The organism is Actinomadura terrae (genome assembly GCF_022751215.1).
Lineage (GTDB): Bacteria > Actinomycetota > Actinomycetes > Streptosporangiales > Streptosporangiaceae > Spirillospora > Spirillospora terrae.
In genome coordinates this window covers 55,518-75,199 of record NZ_JAICDG010000002.1, presented here as the reverse complement: position 1 = coordinate 75,199, position 19,682 = coordinate 55,518, and the positions used below count along the sequence as shown (strand labels likewise).

At 70.9% G+C, this 19,682-nt stretch carries 15 protein-coding genes and 1 riboswitch; of the genes, 6 read left to right on the top strand and 9 right to left on the bottom strand.

Translation table 11 applies throughout. From position 1 onward, the window contains the following. Positions 1-68: 68 nt before the first annotated feature. Both K2F47_RS10450 and K2F47_RS10445 read right to left on the bottom strand, forming a co-directional pair. Positions 69-305, bottom strand: a complete 237-nt coding sequence (locus tag K2F47_RS10450) for a hypothetical protein (protein ID WP_156217390.1) — start codon at positions 303-305, stop codon at positions 69-71. A gap of 335 nt (positions 306-640) precedes the next feature. Continuing rightward, entirely contained in the window at positions 641-1,594 is a 954-nt protein-coding gene (locus K2F47_RS10445; RefSeq protein ID WP_242883503.1) for a LacI family DNA-binding transcriptional regulator, read from the bottom strand. Positions 1,595-2,044: 450 nt separating this feature from the next. On the opposite strand from K2F47_RS10445, the gene K2F47_RS10440 reads away from it, so the two are divergent. Continuing rightward, positions 2,045-2,740 (top strand): TetR/AcrR family transcriptional regulator, encoded by a 696-nt coding sequence (locus tag K2F47_RS10440; RefSeq protein WP_242902671.1) that lies wholly within the window; start codon positions 2,045-2,047, stop codon positions 2,738-2,740. A 561-nt stretch (positions 2,741-3,301) separates the two neighbouring features. Here K2F47_RS10440 and bldC read toward each other — a convergent pair. Both bldC and K2F47_RS10430 read right to left on the bottom strand, forming a co-directional pair. Beyond that, a complete protein-coding gene (gene bldC, locus K2F47_RS10435) occupies positions 3,302-3,505 on the bottom strand; it encodes a developmental transcriptional regulator BldC (protein ID WP_012850682.1) in 204 nt (67 codons plus the stop codon). Between the two features lie 273 nt (positions 3,506-3,778). After that, a complete protein-coding gene (locus K2F47_RS10430; protein ID WP_242902670.1) occupies positions 3,779-4,696 on the bottom strand; it encodes a DUF8083 family protein in 918 nt (305 codons plus the stop codon). 173 nt (positions 4,697-4,869) lie between these two features. On the opposite strand from K2F47_RS10430, the gene K2F47_RS41310 reads away from it, so the two are divergent. After that, positions 4,870-5,952, top strand: coding sequence for a Glu/Leu/Phe/Val family dehydrogenase (locus tag K2F47_RS41310; protein WP_242902669.1), 1,083 nt, complete (start codon positions 4,870-4,872; stop codon positions 5,950-5,952). A gap of 300 nt (positions 5,953-6,252) precedes the next feature. After that, on the top strand, positions 6,253-6,459 hold the full coding sequence (locus K2F47_RS10420; RefSeq protein ID WP_242905882.1) for a DUF3073 domain-containing protein: 207 nt from the start codon (positions 6,253-6,255) through the stop codon (positions 6,457-6,459). 54 nt (positions 6,460-6,513) lie between these two features. Here the strand turns inward: K2F47_RS10420 and K2F47_RS10415 are convergent, their stop codons facing one another. The 4 genes from K2F47_RS10415 to K2F47_RS10400 form a co-directional block, all read right to left on the bottom strand. Continuing rightward, a complete protein-coding gene (locus K2F47_RS10415; protein ID WP_242902668.1) occupies positions 6,514-7,113 on the bottom strand; it encodes a SanA/YdcF family protein in 600 nt (199 codons plus the stop codon). Positions 7,114-7,904: 791 nt separating this feature from the next. Beyond that, on the bottom strand, positions 7,905-8,930 hold the full coding sequence (purM, locus tag K2F47_RS10410; protein ID WP_242902667.1) for a phosphoribosylformylglycinamidine cyclo-ligase: 1,026 nt from the start codon (positions 8,928-8,930) through the stop codon (positions 7,905-7,907). 118 nt (positions 8,931-9,048) lie between these two features. Next, complete coding sequence (gene purF / locus K2F47_RS10405) at positions 9,049-10,596, bottom strand: amidophosphoribosyltransferase (RefSeq protein ID WP_242902666.1); 1,548 nt, start codon at positions 10,594-10,596, stop codon at positions 9,049-9,051. A 2,629-nt stretch (positions 10,597-13,225) separates the two neighbouring features. Next, positions 13,226-13,675 (bottom strand): sterol carrier family protein, encoded by a 450-nt coding sequence (locus tag K2F47_RS10400; RefSeq protein ID WP_242902665.1) that lies wholly within the window; start codon positions 13,673-13,675, stop codon positions 13,226-13,228. A gap of 148 nt (positions 13,676-13,823) precedes the next feature. Here K2F47_RS10400 and K2F47_RS40580 point away from each other — a divergent pair, with 148 nt between their 5' ends. From K2F47_RS40580 to K2F47_RS10380, 3 genes are all read left to right on the top strand, one after another. Continuing rightward, a complete protein-coding gene (locus K2F47_RS40580; protein ID WP_272496870.1) occupies positions 13,824-16,166 on the top strand; it encodes a serine/threonine protein kinase in 2,343 nt (780 codons plus the stop codon). 296 nt (positions 16,167-16,462) lie between these two features. Continuing rightward, complete coding sequence (locus K2F47_RS10385; RefSeq protein WP_242902664.1) at positions 16,463-17,632, top strand: S8 family peptidase; 1,170 nt, start codon at positions 16,463-16,465, stop codon at positions 17,630-17,632. 169 nt (positions 17,633-17,801) lie between these two features. Next, a riboswitch (cyclic di-AMP (ydaO/yuaA leader) is annotated at positions 17,802-17,962 on the top strand. Positions 17,963-17,965: 3 nt separating this feature from the next. Next, on the top strand, positions 17,966-18,928 hold the full coding sequence (locus K2F47_RS10380) for a coiled-coil domain-containing protein (RefSeq protein WP_242902663.1): 963 nt from the start codon (positions 17,966-17,968) through the stop codon (positions 18,926-18,928). A 175-nt stretch (positions 18,929-19,103) separates the two neighbouring features. On the opposite strand, the gene K2F47_RS10375 is transcribed toward K2F47_RS10380, so the two are convergent. Next, on the bottom strand, positions 19,104-19,619 hold the full coding sequence (locus K2F47_RS10375; RefSeq protein ID WP_242902662.1) for a VHL beta domain-containing protein: 516 nt from the start codon (positions 19,617-19,619) through the stop codon (positions 19,104-19,106). Positions 19,620-19,682: the final 63 nt, after the last annotated feature.

Sequence of the window (19,682 nt, the reverse complement as noted above, 5' to 3'; positions counted from 1 at the left end):
CCGCCGCACCTACCTGACGAGGCCTATCCCGAAGGGCCTGCCGGACTTACGTGAGGGCGCTGCCCGGCTTACCCGAGCGGGCCCTCCTTGCCCAGGAGCGCGGCGAGCGCGCGTGCCTCGTCCGCGTCCAGGCCCAGCACCACCCGGGGCTGCCCCCACGGATGGTCGATCGAGTGGGCCACATAGCTGGCGACGGACTCCGAGACCTGCTCGGCCAGCCCGCGCGCGTGCCGCCACTCCGTCCACGCGCGTTCCAACTCGTTCGCCGCGCGCTGCGCGCACGACACCAATTCCGGATCACGCACGAGCCGACCCCCCCTGGGTGAACATGGTTCCTCCCCGTGTCCGCCGCCGGAAGCCGGTCCGCACGGCCTCCCACGAGGCCGCGCCGGAGCCGGGCCCCGCCTAGCGGTGCGTCCATTAACCCGCTGGCGGCGGCCCGGGATCCGGCGAATACGACAGGCTTGGCCGGGCCCTTACCCGGGGCGCACCGGTCCGAGGAAGGATCTACCTCGGGAACACGTGCGGCCCCTACGACAGATGGGGAGCGTGGAGCAGGCGGGGGGCTTGACCGTGACCACCGGGAACCTGGCCGTCGGTACCGGAACCGGGCCGTGGCACCGGGACCTGGCCGTGGCCACTACAGGACGGGCACCGGGCCCGTCGTCGAGCGGATCACCAGATGCGGGACCACGAGGTTCTGCCGCGCGATCCGCGACGGATCGCCGATCCGCGCGGTCAGCAGCTCGGCGGCCACCCGTCCCATGTCCCGGCGCGGCTGGTCGACGCTGGTGAGCGAGATGTGCCTGATCGCCGCGAGATGCGTGTTGTCGTACCCGACGATCGACAGCTGCGTCGGCACGGGCGTCTCCAGCTCGTCCGCCGCCGACAGCGCGCCCGTCGCCACCAGGTCGTTCGGTGCGAAGATCGCCGTCGGACGGGGATCGCGGCGCAGCAGCGCGCGGGTCGCGCGGTAGCCGCCCTCCTCGGTGAAGTCACCGGGCTCGACGACGATCTCGTCCGTCAGGCCGTGCCGCCGCATCGCCTTCTCATAGCCCGCGCGCCGGTACCGCGCGGTGGTCGAGCGCGCGCCCTCGATGTGCGCGATCCGCCGGTGCCCGAGTTCGACGAGGTGGTCGACGGCCAGGCTCGCGCCCAGCTCGTCGTCGTCCACGACGATGTCGACACCGACGACGTCGCGCTCGCCGACCACCACCACGGGCACGCTGGCGGCGGCCTCCTTCAACGACTCGGGGACGACGCTGAGCAGCACGAGGCCGTCCACCCGCATCTCCAGGAACGCCTCCACCGCCTCGGCCTCGAACAGCGGATCCCACCGCCCGCTGCCGACCAGCATCCGCAGGCCCTCCCCGTGCAGGCTCTCCTGCAAACCGTCGAGGAACTCCGCGAAGAAGGGGTTGTGGAGGTCGGCGACGATCGCGCCGATCAGCCTCGTGCGTCCCTCGACGAGGCTGCGGGCGACGGCGTTCGGCCGGTAGCCGAGCTCCCGGGCCGCCTGAAGGACGGCCTGCCGCCGTCTTTCGCTCACATGCGGTGACCCTCGCATGACGAGCGACACGAGCGACTTGGACACACCGGCCCGCTCCGCGACGTTGCGGATGGTCGGTTTCGGCGCGGGTACCGACCTCCCCTCGCCGCGCGCCGAATGAGAGCCGCCGTCGCGCGGCGGGGGAACAACGCCTTCTCCCATCACCGGCCTGTTGTGCGGGGGGCTTCCTTCACCAGATGACATGGCACTCCGTCCAGGAGGGGGGCCTGCAGGACTTGCCGCGATGGCGCCCCGGGTATCCACTGCTGGGAAGTCTCGGCGCGCCCGCCTCCGCGCGGGAGGAGATGCCATGATGCCTCGGCTTCACCCCATATCGTCGCAACAGTCAGTAACGGGCATCCGCGAATGGCAGTTCGGGGCTATGGTGTTTCGGCTCACAGCCGTATTCTGACGTGATCAGGATCCGGCGAAAACGGCGCCGGGCCCCTGCCCGCCGGCGGCGGGCGACCGTTCACGCTCGGATACGCTGCCCAGGTGGGAGATCATGCTGTGGCCGGTGGAAAGGCGCGGAGCCCGGAGGGCGCCCGGCGCGGACGCCGCAGGCTCAGCGTCGACGAACGGCGCGACGAACTGATCGAAGCGGCCCTCCAGTTGTTCAGCACCCGCCCGCCCGAGGACATCTCGATCGACGATGTCGCGGCCGCCGCGGGCGCCTCCCGCGCATTGGTCTACCACTACTTCGGCGGCAAGTACGAGCTTTACCTGGCCGCTCTCGGAAGCGCCGCCAAGCGGCTGTCGGTCCTCCTCGAACCGCCCGCCGAGGGCGCACCCCTCGATCGCCTGCGCATCTCTCTCGAACGTTACTTCGACTTCGCCGAAAGCCACGCCGCCGGCTATACCGCCCTCCTTCGCGGCGGCCCGGCCGACCGTTCCGGCGAAGTGGGCGAAATCGTCGACGGCATCCGCCAGCTCCTTCTGGACCGCATCCTCCACTCACTGGGAGTCGCGGCGCCGCAGCCCGTCCTGCGCATCACCCTGCGTTCCTGGATGGCCGCCGTGGAGACCGCCTGTCTCGACTGGCTGGAGAACCGCGACCTTCCCCGCCCCGACCTGGAACGACTCCTGGTCGACCACCTCGTGGTCATGCTCGACGTCGCGGGCCGCCACGACCCCGGCACCGGCGCCCTCATCGACCGTTCGGCCCGGACGGAACTCCACCCGAGCCCTTGAAGATCTGTCCTCTTGTGGACGCCGCGTCCCAAACCCACCGACTCACGCCCCTTGAGTCACGAACACCCCACCCACAGCATGAAAGCAGACGCGATCGCGCAGCGTGACGGAAAGTCATAGAACGTCACCACCCCGGTCACCTACGAGTGGCCGTGACGCGAGGTCGCCACCGGGCACCCGCCCCCACCGCACCCGCCACCTAGAAGTGGCCAGGAGGGTAGGTCGGACCTATCCGCGACGATACAGACCACAGTCCCGTACAGACAGCAACAGACACGCCCAGGAAGCAGCCGCCGGTGATCGGGGCGCGGACGTGCGGATGTCCCGCCCGCGGTCGGGTGCGGGCGGGACATCTGGTCGAACGATGCCGACCCGGGACCGCGATTCTCGGATGACCGTGGTCCCGGCCCGTTCTCGTCCAGGAGGCCGCTGGGCCGGCCCTCGCGCGAACATGACGTGCGAGGTCGTCCAAGGGCCTCCTGACCCCCCTTGCGCTCCGCCGGGTGACCGGCGGATCCGGCGGCATGCCGCCAGGTGGAGCGGCTACTCCTTGCGGAGTCGCTACTCCGATCGCTGCTGCGGGATTCCCGCCAGCAGCGCCCGCACCTCTGCCTCGCGGTAGCGGCGGTGCCCCCCGAGCGTGCGGATGGACGTGAGCTTCCCGGCCTTCGCCCAGCGCGTGACGGTCTTGGGGTCGACGCGGAACATCGTCGCCACCTCCGCCGGCGTCAGCAGGGGCTCGGCCTCTGGCGTACGTGCTGACATGTTTGCGGCCTCTCCTCCGTGGACCGATGACAGCGATCCTGCGATTGATCCTCGCGCGGTCACTGATGTCCCCTATGGCCCGAAAGAGCCACTATGACATCACAACGTGTAACCTTGCCACCACTCAGCGCAACAAGCAAGTTCCTGGCGGTAGTTGCGTGCAAACATCCCTGCGGACGCCGGGAGCAGCGCGTCTTCGATGGCCAACGGGTCACGCTGCGTGATTCTAGCGACACGTATAGTCGTATCGCGCGCTGATTCGGGAAATTTGTTTTAGTTCGCCGTTTCGAGGGCCCTGACGGGCCTCCAGCGCGCAAGCAGCCGCTTGTACATCGCGACGGCGAGCTCGGGCTCCCCGCGCTCCATCGCGGCGAGCGCCACGGACATCTCCGCCACCGACTCGTCCGCCTGGAGCGTCCGGTCGTCCAGGAGGTGGACGAGGCCGCCGTAGTCCAGCTCGACGAGCGCCCGCGGGTGGAACTCCTCCAGCCACCGGCCGAGGGCCTCCAGCCGTCCGGCCGACAGCGGGACGGCGTCCACCGCCCCCTCGCCGAGGTTGGCGCGTACCACCGGGAGCGCGGACGCCACCCGGCGACGGGCCTCACCCATTGAGGTGACATAGATGAGCGTACGCGCACGAGCGGCCGTTGCAGGCCCATGACCTGCATGTTCCTGCAAAGCGTCGGACGTCGTCCGGTATCCGGTCCCGGGTGCGCCGAGCATCAGACACCGCTCTGAGCGGGCGAACGGCACAAACCAGGCCAAGGGCACATGCCAGACATCCGTCAGGATGTGCGGGCGCAGCGACCGGCCCGACCGCTTCCAGTGCTCGAACTCGCTCGCCGCCCGCTCCGCGACCGTCGGCGGGACGAACGCCGCCGCGACGCTCGCGGACCGCTCGTCCCGGAAGCGCTCGAGGGCCAGCCAGCAGCGCAGCCGCGTCTCCCAGGGGCAAATGAAGATCATGTCGTCCGAGCGGCGGACGTAGGCGTCGCGGCTCTCGCGGTCCGGCACGACCTCGGGCGGCGCGGAGGTGAGGCGTCTCGCCGCCTCATGGTGCTCCGCCGCGAGGGCGTGAATCCGCCTCGGGCGCCGTCTGGAGTCCGCGTAGGCGGTCCACAGGGTCCGCGCGGGCTGCGGGAAGGCGGTCACCGGTTCATATACCCGCAGGTACGCGGCGTACGGAAACACAACCGCATCGTGACATGAGACTGGCCTCGACGAGGGTGTGTCAGGGCCACTGAGACGGGTGCGTTACCTCGTCCGTCCGTCCCTGGGCACGTGCTGGAGGAAACGCGCATACGCAGGCGGCCGGGCATGTAACCCCCTTAGGCTGATCTAGAGACAGAGAGGAGGGCACTACCGTGCCTAATGTCTTCGGGTCGCCTCACAAGGGCTCAGAACCCCGACACGAGCAGGTCGTCTTCTGCCAAGACGAGGCCAGCGGCCTGCGCGCCATCATCGCGATCTACTCCACCGCCCTGGGCCCGTCCCTGGGTGGCACCCGGTTCTACCCATACGGATCGGAGGAGGAGGCGCTCACCGACGTACTGAACCTGTCCCGGGGGATGGCGTACAAGAACGCCTTGGCGGGTCTGGACCTCGGCGGCGGCAAGGCCGTCATCATCGGCGATCCGGCCGTGGACAAGTCGGAGGCGCTCCTACGGGCCTACGGACGTTTCGTCCAGACCCTGAACGGCCGCTACTACACCGCATGCGACGTCGGCACCTACAGCGAGGACATGGACGTCATCGCGCGCGAGTCCCGTTATGTAACCGGCAGGACGGTCGCGCACGGCGGTGCGGGCGACTCCTCCATCCTCACCGCGTTCGGCGTGTTCCAGGGCATGCGCGCCGCCGCCGAGACCGTATGGGGCGCTCCCACCCTGCGCGGCCGCCGCGTCGGCGTCGAGGGCGTCGGCAAGGTCGGCCACAGGCTGGTCGAGCACCTGCGCGAGGACGGCGCGGACGTCGTGATCTGCGACGTGAACGAGGCCGCCGTGGAGCGCGTCCGGGCGCAGCACCCCGAAGTGGAGGTCGTCCCGGACAAGGACGCCATGGTCCGCACGGAACTCGACGTGTATGCGCCGTGCGCCCTGGGCGGCTCCCTGGACGACGACGCCGTTCCCGCCCTCAAGGCCCGGATCGTCTGCGGGGCGGCCAACAACCAGCTCGCCCACACCGGCATCGAGAAGAGCCTCGCCGACCGGGACGTCCTGTACGCGCCCGACTACGTGGTCAACTCCGGCGGCGTGATCCAGGTGGCGGACGAGATCGACGGCTTCGACTTCGACCGTGCCAAGGCCCGTGCCACCGGGATCTTCGAGACCACCCGCAAGATCTTCGCGCTGGCCGCCGACGAGGGCGTCCCCCCGGCGGTCGCGGCGGACCGGCTCGCCGAGCGCCGGATGTCGGAGATCGGCCGGCTGCGCGGCATCCTCGTCTGAACGGCCCGTCACGAGGCCATCACGGAGCCGTCATGGGCTGTCCGAAACTTCCCATGACGGCCTTGATGATCTGAGTGTCCGGGTGGGTTACGGGACCCTGTCTTCCCTAGCCAGGCCCCAGATAGACTCGTGTTCTGCGCAACATGAGCGCCGCCACGTACCGTCGATGTACCGAGCCGGGCGCAAAACGGGTACGGTTGTATCCGTGACTGACGCATGGCTCATCAGGCACCGGTTCGTGTGGTACACGCGCGCGTTGATGGGCCCACGAAAGCCCTGACCATCGAGGGGGTCGAGCCAATGGGTCGCGGCCGAGCCAAGGCCAAGCAGGTAAAGGTTGCCCGACAGCTCAAGTACAACAGCGGCAACACGGACCTCGACCGCCTGAAGAGCGAACTGGGAGTCAACGACTCCGGCGACGACTCCTATGACGAGCTCGCCGAGAAGTACGCGGACTTCGCAGAGGACTTCGGCACGGAGGACCGTAAGGACGGCACCTCCGGTTGACCGGACGACATGGCGCCACTGCCCGGATCCCGGGCAGTGGCGTTCGTTTGCCGGTCAGGGCGATGCCAGGGCCTGGTCCACACCCGGCTCCTTCCGGCCAAGCAGCGCCGGATCGGGCCGTAGTGTGAGGCTTCGCATCGCCTTCAGCATGGCGAGCGGTTCGCGCACGTAGCCCCGTACGGTGGCCTGCGTGCGCCCGCCGCCCATACTGTCGTCCCCCACGCCCCAGGCCTCGATCCCCGCCGCCCGGCAGAGCGCGACGGCCCGCGGCAGGTGGAAGTCCTGTGTGACGACGGTCAGCTTCGTGACGCCGAAGATGCGTCTCGCGCGCGTGCAGGAGTCCCACGTCTCCAGCCCCGCGAAATCCCGGACGACCTTGCTTTCCGGCACGCCCTTCCCCACCAGGTAGGCGCGCATCACCGTCGGCTCGTCGTAGCCCCTGAACCGGTTGTCGCCGGAGACCAGCAGGACCTTGACCTTGCCCCGCCGGTAGAGGTCGACGGCCAGATCCAGGCGCCGCGCGAGCAGCGGCGACGGCTGCCCGCTCCAGATCCCCGCCCCCAGTACCAACGCGACCGGCGTCTCGGGCACGTCCTCCACCGAGTACCGGTACCGAGCCGTGTCCGCGTACGCCCACCCCATCGGCGCCAGCACCGCGTACACCCCAAGCCCGCCGAGAACGCCCAGAGGTCCCGCCCAGCGCCTCACCCATCCCCAGAGGCCCAGCAGCCGTCCCGCGCCCTCCTGAGCCCCCTCAGCCCGCTCCCGGATGAAGATCACACAAGTTCGACGCCGCCATCGGCACCGAAGTTCCCGAAGATCGCGGTCCCCCGGTTATCCACAGAACGCGATTCCACTTCCCCGCCCCACCCGCCAGGACGAGCATGAACCCGATGCCTTACCCAGGCACTCAACCCACAAGATCACCCACTCGCATGGAGTCCGAACGAGCCAGAGACCCACCAGCGACGCCAAGGCCCCGAACCCACACGATCCGACGGCTGCCGGGTGGCAGCGGCACCCAGCCACCGACAAGGGCCTAAGGCAGGCACCGGCAGGAGCCTGAGACGACCTCGCCGGGGCGACGCAGAGCAGCCACGACCAGGAGCTCACGAATCCGGGCCGTCGGACCCCATCCACCGGCAGGCACCCGAGACACCCACCCACAAGCGCCCACCTAAGCGACCACCAGTAGGGCCCTGAGACGCCCACCCCAAGGGCCCACCTAAGACAGCCACCGGCAGGGACCCGAGACGGCCACCGGCAAGCGCCCACTTAAGCCGACCACCGGAAGGGGCCTGAGTCGGCTCGCCGCGGGGGGCACAGGGCAGGCACGACCGAGAGCTGACGAAACGGGCCATCCGCAGCGAGGCTCGCCACGACAAGGACGGACGGAGGTATCGACGGTGGTCAAGGCGCCACGAAAGCTCCCCAAGCGGGAGATGTCAGGACAGAAGGGCGGTACCGGTGCCCGAAACGATCTCCCCGAGCGTCCAGGCGGGGACGCCACGGGCGGCGAGGACGCGGAGCGCCTCGTCGGCCGTGTCGGGGGCGACGATGGCGGCCATCCCGACCCCAAGGTTGAAGGTCTTGTCCATCTCGGCCTGGGGGACGTTCCCATGGGCCTGGAGCGTCCGGAACACGGGCGGGACCTCCCACGAGGACCGGCGCAGTACGGCGTCGACGGACGCGGGCAGGGAACGGGCCAGGTTGGCGGCCAGGCCGCCGCCCGTGATGTGGGCGAACGCGCGGACACCGCCGAGCGCGGTGAGGGCGAGGCAGTCCTTGGCGTAGATACGGGTCGGCGTGAGGAGTTCCTCACCGAGCGACCGGCCGAGGTCGGCGGGCTCGGACTCCAGCGCGAGATCGGTCGTGGCCAGGACGTGGCGGACGAGCGAGTACCCGTTGGAGTGGATCCCCGACGACGCCATCGCGATAACGGCGTCCCCCGGCCGAACACGCTCGGGCCCGAGGAGCTCCTCCGCCTCGACGACACCGGTCCCGGCGCCGGCGACGTCGAACTCGTCCGCGTCGAGGAGGCCGGGGTGTTCGGCGGTCTCGCCGCCGACCAGCGCGCACCCGGCGAGGGCGCACGCCTCGGCGATCCCGCCCACGATGTCGGCGATGCGCTCAGGGACGACCTTGCCGCAGGCGATGTAGTCGGTCATGAACAGCGGTTCGGCGCCGCACACCGCCAGGTCGTCGATGACCATGCCGACCAGGTCGTGCCCGATGGTGGTGTAGATCCCGAGGCGCCGCGCCAGATCGACCTTGGTACCGACGCCGTCGGTGGACGTCGCGAGCAGCGGACGCTTGTAACGCAGGAACGCCGACGCGTCGAAGAGGCCCGCGAACCCGCTGGCGTCGTCCACGACCTCGGGCCGCCGCGACCGCGCGACCCTGGCCTTCATCAACTCGACGGCACGCTCCCCCGCCGCGATGTCGACTCCGGCGGCCTCATACGAGGTCATCTCGTCCTCTCGACGTGCTCTTGCGCATCCAGGTCACCACCCAAGCAGGTCCGACCGCGACCCCGACATGGCAGGAGACCACTGTTCTGCCGACAACTGCCGCCCACGGGTGCGCCGCTCAGGACCGGGTCACCTCAAGGAGGTGCTTCCCGCGTGCCGCCTCCTCCACCTCGATCGGGTAGACCCCGTCGAAGCAGGCGCGGCACAGGTTGTCCTTGGCGATGTGGGAGGCGGAGATCAGCTCGTCCAACGAGATATAGCCGAGCGAGTCGGCGCCGATGGAGTCGCGGACCTCCTCCACCGACAGGTTCCCGGCGATCAGCTCGGCGCGCGTGGCGAAGTCGATGCCGTAGAAGCAGGGCCACGCCACGGGCGGGCTGGAGATCCGCACGTGGACCTCCGCGGCACCCGCGTCCCGCAGCATCGAGACGATCGCCCGCTGGGTGTTGCCGCGCACGATCGAGTCGTCGACCACGATCAGCCGCTTGCCCTCGATGGCCTCGCGCAGCGGGTTCAGCTTGAGGCGAATGCCCAGCTGTCGAAGGGTCTGGGACGGCTGGATGAAGGTGCGTCCGACATAGGAGTTCTTCACCAGCCCCTGGCCGTAGGGAATCCCGGACGCCTCGGCGTACCCGATCGCGGCCGGCGTCCCCGACTCCGGGGTCGGGATGACCATGTCGGCCTCGACGGGATGCTCACGCGCCAACCGGCGCCCGACCTCGACACGGGTGGCCTGGACGCTGCGTCCGGCGATCGTGGTGTCCGGCCTGGCCAGGTACACGTACTCGAACAGGCAGCCCTTGGGCCGAGGCTCGGCGAACCGCTCGGAGTGCACGCCGTCACCGTTGATCGCGACCATCTCACCGGGCTCGATCTCGCGGACGAACCGGGCACCGACGATGTCGAGCGCGGCGGTCTCGGACGCGACCACCCAGCCGCGGTCCTCGAGGTTGCCCAGAACGAGCGGGCGGATCCCCTCGGGATCACGCGCCGCGTACAGGGTCCCCTCGTCCATGAAAACCAGTGAATAGGCACCACGCGTAGCAGGAAGGATCTCCCGTGCCGCAGCCAACGGCCCCTCGTCGACCCGCGCCACCGGCTCGTCATGGGGGAGCCTGGCCGACGCGACGCCCTGCCCACGCGAATGAAGACCCTCGGGCGCCTCCGCGCCCTTGCCACCGGCGGCGAACAGCGCGGCCAGAACCTCGGTGTCACTGGTCGCGGTCAACACCCCGGGCTCCAGCCGCGCCGCGAGCTCAGGCGTGTTGATCAGGTTGCCGTTGTGGACGAGCGCCAGCCCACCCGACTCGGTCGACCTGAAGGTGGGCTGCGCGTTCTCCCACGTGGGCGAGCCGGTCGTGGAGTACCGGCAGTGTCCGACGGCGATGTGGCCACGGAGCGTGTTCAGCACCGACTCGTCGAAGACCTGGGCGACAAGACCCATGTCCTTGAAGACGACGATGCGAGACCCGTCGCTGACCGCGATACCGGCCGACTCCTGCCCACGGTGCTGGAGCGCGTACAGGCCAAAGTAGGTGAGTTTGCTCACTTCTGCTCGCGACGCCTGGTCAGCCGGGACCCAGACCCCGAACACCCCGCAGGCGTCCTGCGGAGAGCGATCGGAGGGGTCGAGGTCGTGGCTCAGACGTCCATCACGGAGAGGCACGCGAACCAGTCTAGATGCCCCCTTCACCTGCTCCGATCGGCGCATCTCCTTATCCGACCTTTACCCCCCGCACCCACCGGTTTCCCACCCCACCCAAAACCCGACCCCAACCAAGGCCCCCGCGCCCCGTCCCCACACACCTCCAACACCCCGACAGCTCCGCAACCCACAGCCCCACTGGGCCACAGGGCCACAAGCCCGCAGCGCGCCAGACCCCCGTGCGTCAAGTCCGCAGGCCCGCAAACCCACGAGGCGGCACGGCAGCCCGGCGGACCCCCAGCGCACCAGGACGCAGGCCGGCACGGGACCCCGGCACCCTCCGCAGGCTCAAGGCCCGCGGCCCAACGGCGACAAGCCCGTAGGCCCGCAGCGCGGCAGGGCCGCAGCGCGGCAGGGCCGCAGGCCCACAGACCCGCAGCGCGGCAGGGCCGCAGGCGCATAGGACGGCAGGTCCGCTGAGCCAAGGGGCGGCGCGGCAGGGCGGGGTGGCAGGGCGGCAAGGCAGTGCGCACGGCGCGCGGCAGCCTCCACAGGCCCGCAGTGCAGCAGACGCACAGGACGGCAGCTCCGCAGGGCGGCACAGAGGCAAGCACGCAGGCCCGCAGAGTGGCAGGCGCACAGGGCGACAGGGCCGCAGAGGCAGCAGGCCCGCAGAGTGACAGCGCAGCACGGCAGGACGGCTGACCCGCGAGACGGCAGAGCGGCGCGGCGGCAGGGCGGCAGCCTCCGCAAGGCGGCAAGACAGACAGCCAGCGGCACAGCGGCAGGCCCTAGAGCGGCAAGCGCAGGGCGGCAAGCGCAGGGCGACAGCCCGCGGATCCGCGGGGGGCACGGCGGAGGGGCAGATCCGCGGGGCGGCAGGGCGACAGCACGGCATGGCAGCAGAGAGCCACACGGCGGACGGCGGGGCGGCATACCGACAGGGCGGCACGACGCAGGCGGCACGGCAGGCGCACGGCGGGGCTGGCAGTCCGCAGGCGCGCAGGGCCACAAGGCATAGGGCCACAGGCAGTACGGCAGGACAACTGAGCCGCGAGAGGGCTGAGCGGCGGGGCGGCAGCCTGCGCAGGGCGGCACGGCAGGGCGCGGCACAGCGGCAGGCACGCAGGCCCGCAGAGCAGCAAGCGCGCAAGGCGCCAGGGCCGCAAACCTGCGCGGGGCACGGCGGAGCGGCAGAGCGGCAGAGCGGCGGGGCTGCCGCGAGGCGGTAGGCCCACAGAGCCGCAGCGCGGGCAGGGCGGCAGGCGCACAGGCCGACATCCCCGAAGAACTAAGGGGCGGCACGGCGGGAAAAACCCACAGGACTACAGGCCCGCAGGGCAGCACCGAGGCACGGCGCGGCGACACGGCGGGGCGGGCGGCATAGCGGCGGGGCGGCACGGCAGGGCGGCAGCCTGCGCAGGGCGGCACGGCAGGGCGCGGCACAGCGGCAGGCGCGCAGGCCCGCAGCGCGGCAAGCGCGCAAGGCGCCAGGGCCGCAACCCCTCGGCGGCACGGCGGAGCGGCCGACTAGCAGGACGACCGACCCGCAGGGCAGAGCGACAGGTCCGCAGCCCCGCACGGTGGGGCGGGGCGGTGGGGCGGCACGGCGGGGCGGCACGGCGGCGCGGCACGGCGGCGCGGCGGAGCTGGGCGGGCCGGTGGGGCGGCACGGGTGGGGCGGCACGGGTGGGGCGGCACGGGGGCAAGGGCCGCGGGGCGGCGGGGCCGTGGGGCGCAGGCGGGCCTGAGTTCTGATACTGGGCCCCTCGTCCTAGGCGGGCCGCTGGGGTCCCACCTTTACCGCCGGACGGATCTCCGTGGCCCACGGTTCCTCTGGGCGCATGCGGGCAGGGGTCTGCCCCGCCGGGGTGGTGTTCGTTGACGACCATCTAGCCGGTGCTGTGGGGGCCCGCGGCCCCCGCTCCGCGCCGCCTCTGGCACCGTCCCGCAGGCGAATCCACTGAGGTCTAGGCCCTTTGGACGCGCCGTCGCATGCGTTTTCTTTGCTCCGTCTGGCATGAGGGGCCATCGGGGGCTAGTCGGGGCGTACGGGCGCGCTGCGGGATTGGTCCCCAGGGGCGCCCTGCCTGGTCAGCGTTGCCCAGGCTGCCTGCGCTGCCCACAGGGCGCCGCTGCTGGCGTCGTCCTGCCCGATGTGCTCGCCGCCGTTGTCATGTCGTGAGCTGGGTCAAGTCCGTTCTGGTCTGCCTCTTCTTACTTCCTGCCTCGTCTGACGCCCCCTCGGAACTGTCAAGGCACGGACAGGCCCGCAGCAAGTTTGACGCCGCTGGGGGTGGTGTTTGGGCTGGCGGGGGCGAACTGCGGCCACGGCAGGACTCGCCCACCAGGAAGGGGAGGGGCAGGGCTCATGCGGGCTAGCTGGAGTGTTCCGGCGGGCGGAACGCGCGGTGTACTTCGCCCAAGCGGTCCCGCTAAGCGTCGGCTCCGCTCGGACGAGGCCGTCGCTGGTGGGGCTAGGCGGGGGTCAGGGCGGAGGCGTGGGTGTGGACCGGACGAGTGTGCTGGTGTGAAGGATGGGGGGCGGGGTTTGTCGGGGGGCGGGTTGCAGGGGTTTTGTGGTCGGGGGCGGGGTGGGGCTGAGGGGGGTTTGTTGGCGGGGGGGCGAGACGTTGTGGAGCGGGGGTGGTCAGTCTGGGGGGAGGGGGAGGTAGGGGGAGAGGTCCGCTCGGGAGCCGCTGGCGCGTATGGTGCCGTCGGCTATGGCGTCAGTCCATGTCAGGCGTCCGGTGGCCAGGGCGATCCAAGCGGGGGCGTCCATCTCGACCACATTTGCCGGGGTTCCCCGGGTATGGTGCGGGCCGTCGATGCACTGAACGGCGGCGTGCGGGGGGACGCGGACCTCCACCGACCGGCCGGGCGCGAGTTCCGCCAGGCGGTCGAGTAGGAAGCGCACCGCGCCCTGGACGACCGGCCGGGACTGCACGGCGGCTGTGGATCCAGCGTCGACCGAGGCCAGGACGGTGTCGAGGGCCGCACGGCGCAGTTCGGCGGGCTCGTCCGGGCCGGTGTAGGGCGGCAGGCCGAGCGCGGCGCGCTGCTCGGTGAGGACGGCCGGGGACAGCGGTGTTCGAGGCATCGCGTCCGACGCTACCGGGTCGCGGGCAAGGGGCGTCCGGCGGCGCAACGCCACCGGGGCGGTAACAATGGACCCCGGTACGAACATGGGGCCAAGGGGAACGGACGGCCGGGGACACGGGTCCCCGCAGGACACGGAGGTTCGTCAGATGCCCGAGGCGCTGCCCCTGCAGCCGGGTGACCCGCGGAGACTCGGCGCGTACGAGATCACGGGACGGCTCGGCGTCGGTGAGCAGGGCGCCGTCTTCCTCGGCAGGGACGCGGCCGGCGGTGTCGTGGCGGTGAAGCTGCTGCACGCCCGGCTGAGCGGGGAGCCCGTGGCGCGCTCGCGGTTCGCGGGTTCGTTCACGGCGGCGCGGAAGGTGTCCGGCTTCTGCACGGCCGCGATCCTGGACGCGGACGTGGAGGGCGACCGCGCCTACGTGGTGAGCGAGTGGGTGGACGGCCCGTCCCTCCAGCAGCTCGTGGAAGAGGAGGGCGTACGCGGCGGGGCCGTCGTGGAGCGCCTGGCGGTCGGGGCCGCGGTGGCCCTCGCCGCCGTCCACCGCGCCGGTGCCCTGCACCACGATCTGAAGCCGGGCAACATCCTGCTCGGACGGGCCGGCCCGAGGATGTGCGACTTCGGCATCGCCGGTGCCCTGGAGGCCGTGAACGCCACCCCCGCCGGACGGGTCGCCGAGGACCCCGCCTACAAGGCGCCCGAGCAGCTCAGCGGCCATGGCATCGACGCGCCCGCCGATGTGTTCGCGTGGGCGGCCACCATCCTGTTCGCGGCGACGGGGAAAGCTCCGTTCGGGGACGATTCGCCGTCCGAGATCATGCAGCGGATCGTGTACGACGACCCCGATCTGTCGGCCGTCCCCGAGTCGCTCCGCGAGGTGATGGCGGACGCCCTGGCCAAGGACCCCACCAAGCGTCCGACCGCCAAGATCCTTTTGGCGCGCCTGCTCGACGACAGTGCGCCGCTGGCGGGCCGCATGCCCCCCGCCATGGTCGAGGAGGGGCGCGCACTCGCGTCGTCTCTACCGATCGCGGAGCCCTCTGATGTCGTGGGGCAGGCGGGTTCGGGCGTGGCGGACAACGAGGCGTCCGGGAATCGGATGACAGGCTCCCAGTCTGGCCCGCCGGATCCGACGACGCCCGAGCCTGTGGTGTCGTCCGACTTCGTGGGCTCCGGTTCCGGAGGTCCGAACCCGGGCTCGGCGGTGACCGCGCCTGGTGGGACGAGCGTCGCCGCTCCTGGGGTACCCGGCCCCGGACAAGGAGCGGGTGCTCCGTCCTCCTTCGGTGGTGCAGGTGCCGGGTTCGCCGCTCCTGGCCTCGCGAACCCCGCCGCGAATCCCGGTCCCGCACCTGGTTCTGCCTCTGCGAACCTCAGCACCGCGCCTGGCTCCGCAGGAGCTGCGCCCGGCGGTATCGCGAATCCCGGTGCCGCACCTGGTTCTGGCTCCGCGCCCGGTCGTGGTCCTGGTGGCCCTGCGGTCGGCGGCGTCGTCCCAGGTCATGGCCCCGCTGGTGCTGCGCCCGGCGGCGCCGCGCCGAGTCATGGCCCCGCGGGCTTCGGGCCCGTGCCCGTGCCCGGTCCCGGTGGCGGTGCGGCTGCGCCTGGGGCCGGCGGGGCCGCTGGGCCCGGAGTGGCGGGTCCGTGGACGGTGGGGCCACCAGGCGGCCCCGGCCCTGGTCCGCAACCCGGATTCGTACCGCCCCGGTCGCCCATGGGTGCCCCGCCTCCCCCGCCACCCGGGGACGCGAAAGACGACTCCTCGGCAACCGATCTCGACCCGGCCGCCTTCGAGGCGACCGCCGCGTTCACTCCCGTGGACGGCGGGGAGTCGACGACGGTGTTCGAGGTCGATCCGTCCAACGACCAGACGACCGCGTTCGCATCGGTGGAGCCGGACGACCAGGACGGCTCGCACGACCGCACCCAAACCGCCCCGCACCTCATCCCGGGGCTGAAGCCGTCGCGGGAAAGCGGCGAGCAGCGGCGGTTCAACCCGGCGCTGGCGCTCGGGAAGCTGCGACGCCCGAGCAACCACGTGCTGGGTGTCGCGCTCTCCCTCATCATCGGCGTGGGGGTCGGCATCGCGATTATCGCCCTGGTGCTGTGGCCGCAGCTCAAGGGCGACGACGCCCAGCCCCCGGTGGACAAGACGGGCTCGGACCGTCCGGTGACCGCGATCCCGCCCTCGTTCGCCGGGACGTGGAAGGGGACGGTCGTCAACACCAACCGCAACGTGTCGTTCCCCATCGAGGTCACGTTCGAGACGGGCGGCAGGACCGCGCGTGCCGTCTATCCGCGGGAGAACTGCACCGGGACGCTCACGCTGAGCCAGGGGACGGAGCGCACCCTCAACATGGACCTGGTCATCCCCAAGCCGTGCACCAACGGCACCGTGCGCGTCCTCCGCGAGCCGGACGGAACACTCCAGTACACCTGGAGCAAACCCGGCACCCAACTCGGCTACGCGGGCAAGCTGAGCCGCAGCTGAGATCCTGCCCCGCGATACGCCGAGCACAATGGCGTGTCTCGGACGATCCGACAAGCAAAAACGTCCGCACGCCGAGGCCACCTTCAGCGCGGCCAAGTGGCCATCCAAGGTGTCGGTTTCCTGACTTGGCCGCCACATGGCCCCAGGCCCAAAGGACGACGTAGAGCCCAAGACCGAGCATGACCGATTTACCAGTCATGTCGCGATAGATCCGCTAAGGTTCCCCTCGGCCCAGCCCCCGGGACGGGCGGCCTGGCCTCCGAGAACGCGGTTCCCCCCGGGCAGAAGGAGACGTCTTGCGGGCTGTCCACCAAAGGCTCTTGCTGGTCGGCGTCGTCGCGGCGTGCGCGGGCGGCGCGGCGGCGCTGCCGGTTTTCGCCGATGACCCGTCGCCCTCGTTGGTGCAGGTCACGGCGGCCGAGGGCACTCCGCTGCCCGGACGGTACATCGTCACGTTGAAGGCCGGCGCGTCCACCGACGCCGCCGCCAAGAAGGTCAGCGCGGCCGGTGTCCAGAGGTTCGACGGCGTGCTGAACGGGTTCGCGGCGCGGCTCAGCGACCGGCAGCTCGGCGAGTTGCGGCGGGACGGGCGGGTCGCCGCGATCGAGCAGGACCAGGTGGTCAAGGTCGCGTCCAAGACCCAGCGCGGGTCGCTGCCGTGGGGGCTCGACCGCATCGACCAGCGCGGACGGAAGCTCTCCAAGTCCTACACCTACAGCGCCACCGGCAGCGGCGTCACGGCCTACATCATCGACACCGGGCTCGTCACGACGCACAAGGAGTTCGGCGGACGCGCCGCGGTCGCCTGGAAGGCGGGCGAGTTCGCCGACGGCAACGACTGCAACGGGCACGGGACGCACGTCGCGGGCATCATCGGGTCCAAGACGTACGGCGTCGCCAAGAACGTGAAACTGCGGGCGCTGCGCGTGCTCGGCTGCGACGGGACCGGCTCGATGTCCAACCTCGTCGCCGCCGCGCAGTGGCTGCGCACGCACGCTGCGAAGCCCGCCGTCGCGAACATGTCGGTCGGCGGGCCGAAGTCAGCGGCGCTCAACACGGCGGTGACGAACCTGTCCAAGTCGGGCGTGTTCGTGTCGGTCGCGGCGGGCAACGACAACGTCGACGCCTGCCGGACGTCGCCCGCCAGCGCCGGCTGGGTCATGACGGTCGGCGCGACGACCGTCTACGACAACCGCGCGGCCTGGTCCAACTGGGGCAAATGCGTGGACATCAGCGCGCCCGGCTACGGGATCACCTCCACCTGGAAGAACGGCGGCCACAAGTCCCTCAGCGGGACGTCGATGGCCACGCCGTACGTGAGCGGCGTCGCGGCGCTCTACCTGACGACGCACCGCAAGGCCCCGTTCCCGACCGTCCAGAAATGGCTGAACGACAACTCCACCAAGAACGCGCTCGGACACCTGCGGGGTCAGTCGAACAGGCTGCTGTACAAGGGCAAACTATGAGACTCGCCACATAAAACGGCCCGGCTCCCCGGCATGGGGAGCCGGGCTTCTCGGGCTTCGAGCCGTCCCGCCCGCCCGCTGGGTGTTTAATCTTGGCGGGGCGACGGACGGCCCCACCCAGTCCGATGCCATGATCGGTCGGCGCGGCGCCCGGAGAAACCCGGGCCCGCCGGCCGTCGGGCCGAATCCCAGGGCGCGCGCCCGGGAACCGGGGACCCATCCGCCGGGACGACCCGGCCGGGGTGAACTCGCAGGCCGCCAGGCCCGCGACAGGGCGCACTCCAGCCCGAACCCGTCAGCTAACCCGGTAGGCCAACGAGGAGAGGAGCAGCCGTGGAGACTTCCACCTCCACCCTCCGGCGTGCCGCGGTGGCACTGGTGGCCGTCGCCACCGCCGTGCCGCTGGCGGGCGGGGCGGTCCCGTCCTCGGCGGCCGAGCCGTCCATCGCCGCGGCGATGAGCGCGCTCGCGGCCGACCCCGGCGACAGCAGCAAGTTCGGCAAGCTCAACGCCCAGATCGAGCGGCTCGACAAGGCCTACGGCGGCGACCTCGCCAAGCTGAAGGACGCGCGGTACGCGGCGAAGAAGGCGCTGGACGAGTCCAAGGTCCTCCAGTCCGACCTCAACGAGGCCCGCGACCTCGTCGCCCAGCTGGCCGCGTCCCAGTACATGACGGGCGGGCAGGACCCCACCGTCTCCGTCATCACCAGCGACAACCCGGCCGACCTGCTGAGCAACGTCAGCCTGGTCAGCCATCTGGCGCAGAACAAGTCCGCGAAGGTCGCCCAGATCCAGACGCTCGTCACCCGGCAGGACAAGGCCCGCCAGGAGGCCCAGCAGAAGATCACGGAGTTGCAGAAGGAGATCAGGGACCTGCTCGCCCAGAAGAGCCGCATCAGGAACCTGGTCAAGAAGTACAAACCCGAGTCGCCGAGCGTCGGCATGGGCGGCGTCACCCCGCGCATGCTCAAGGTCAAGAACACCATCGACATGGAGAACGGCCCGTTCCCCACGATCGGCTGCGTCCGCAGCACCGGCGACCCTCAGGACCACGGCACCGGGCACGCCTGCGACTTCATGGTCACCACCGGCGGGCAGATGGCCACCGGCAGCGCCCAGTCCCTCGGCGACCGCACCGCCGCCTACGCGATCGCGCACGCGAGCGCCCTCGGCATCAAGTACATCATCTGGCGGCAGCGCATCTACGACCTGCGCAGCCCCGGCTGGCGCGCGATGGAGAACCGCGGCGGCGTGACCGCGAACCACTACGACCACGTCCACATCTCCGTCTTCTAGCCGGAGTCCTGTCACCGGGGATCGGTAGTTTGGCGCGCATTGGAGACCGGTCTGAGTACCCGCCAGGGTCCGCGGCTCAGGGAGGGTGGGTACGGAACTGCTCCCGGATACGTCCCGGAGTCGGCAGAATCCCGTGACCCCACCCTCCCTCCGGCCGCTGGACGTGGCGGGGCGATTATGGGGTTCGGGAGCGATGCGGCGGTGGGACGGACCGGTGCCGCCGGAAGGGCATGCGGCGGCGGGGTTCCACGGCCGTTCGTATGACGGCGCGGGCGGCGCCGGGGACGGGTTCGAATACGGCGATGGCCGCATAGTCGTCGGTGCACACGACCCACGGATGGGTGTTCCACGTGTTCACTCCGAACGTGGCTCCCGGACGCAGGTGCTGGAAAGGCTGGCGTTCGCCGTCGAAGTCGATCCAGTAGATCCAGACATGGTCGTCACGAAGGTTGACGAATCGCACCTGGGCTTGGGCGCCGCCGTCCACCGAACGTAACGTTCCCTCAATGGCGGGCGGCAGCGGCTTCAGTTCGGCCGGGCCTTTCCTTGATCGGTGGCTTTGCGCCCAGCCGAGTCCGGCGGCGGCGAGCGTCATCGTGCCCCAGAGCGCGGCGACCCAACTGGCCCGCTCGACGCCGTCCCAACTCCGTTTGGAACACCAGGCCAGGACGGCCGCGAGCAGACCGGTCATCAGCCAACCGCCGACCAGCGTCCATCGCCATCCGTTGCCCCCTCGGCCGCCCATGGTCACATC

Bases quoted from the DNA above. Each gene is read 5' to 3' on its own strand.
- bldC (WP_012850682.1), bottom strand. From the start codon at position 3,505: ATGTCAGCACGTACGCCAGAGGCCGAGCCCCTGCTGACGCCGGCGGAG.
- K2F47_RS10420 (WP_242905882.1), top strand. From the start codon at position 6,253: ATGGGTCGCGGCCGAGCCAAGGCCAAGCAGGTAAAGGTTGCCCGACAG.
- purM (WP_242902667.1), bottom strand. From the start codon at position 8,930: ATGACCTCGTATGAGGCCGCCGGAGTCGACATCGCGGCGGGGGAGCGT.
- K2F47_RS10400 (WP_242902665.1), bottom strand. From the start codon at position 13,675: ATGCCTCGAACACCGCTGTCCCCGGCCGTCCTCACCGAGCAGCGCGCC.
- K2F47_RS40580 (WP_272496870.1), top strand. From the start codon at position 13,824: ATGCCCGAGGCGCTGCCCCTGCAGCCGGGTGACCCGCGGAGACTCGGC.
- K2F47_RS10375 (WP_242902662.1), bottom strand. From the start codon at position 19,619: ATGACCGGTCTGCTCGCGGCCGTCCTGGCCTGGTGTTCCAAACGGAGT.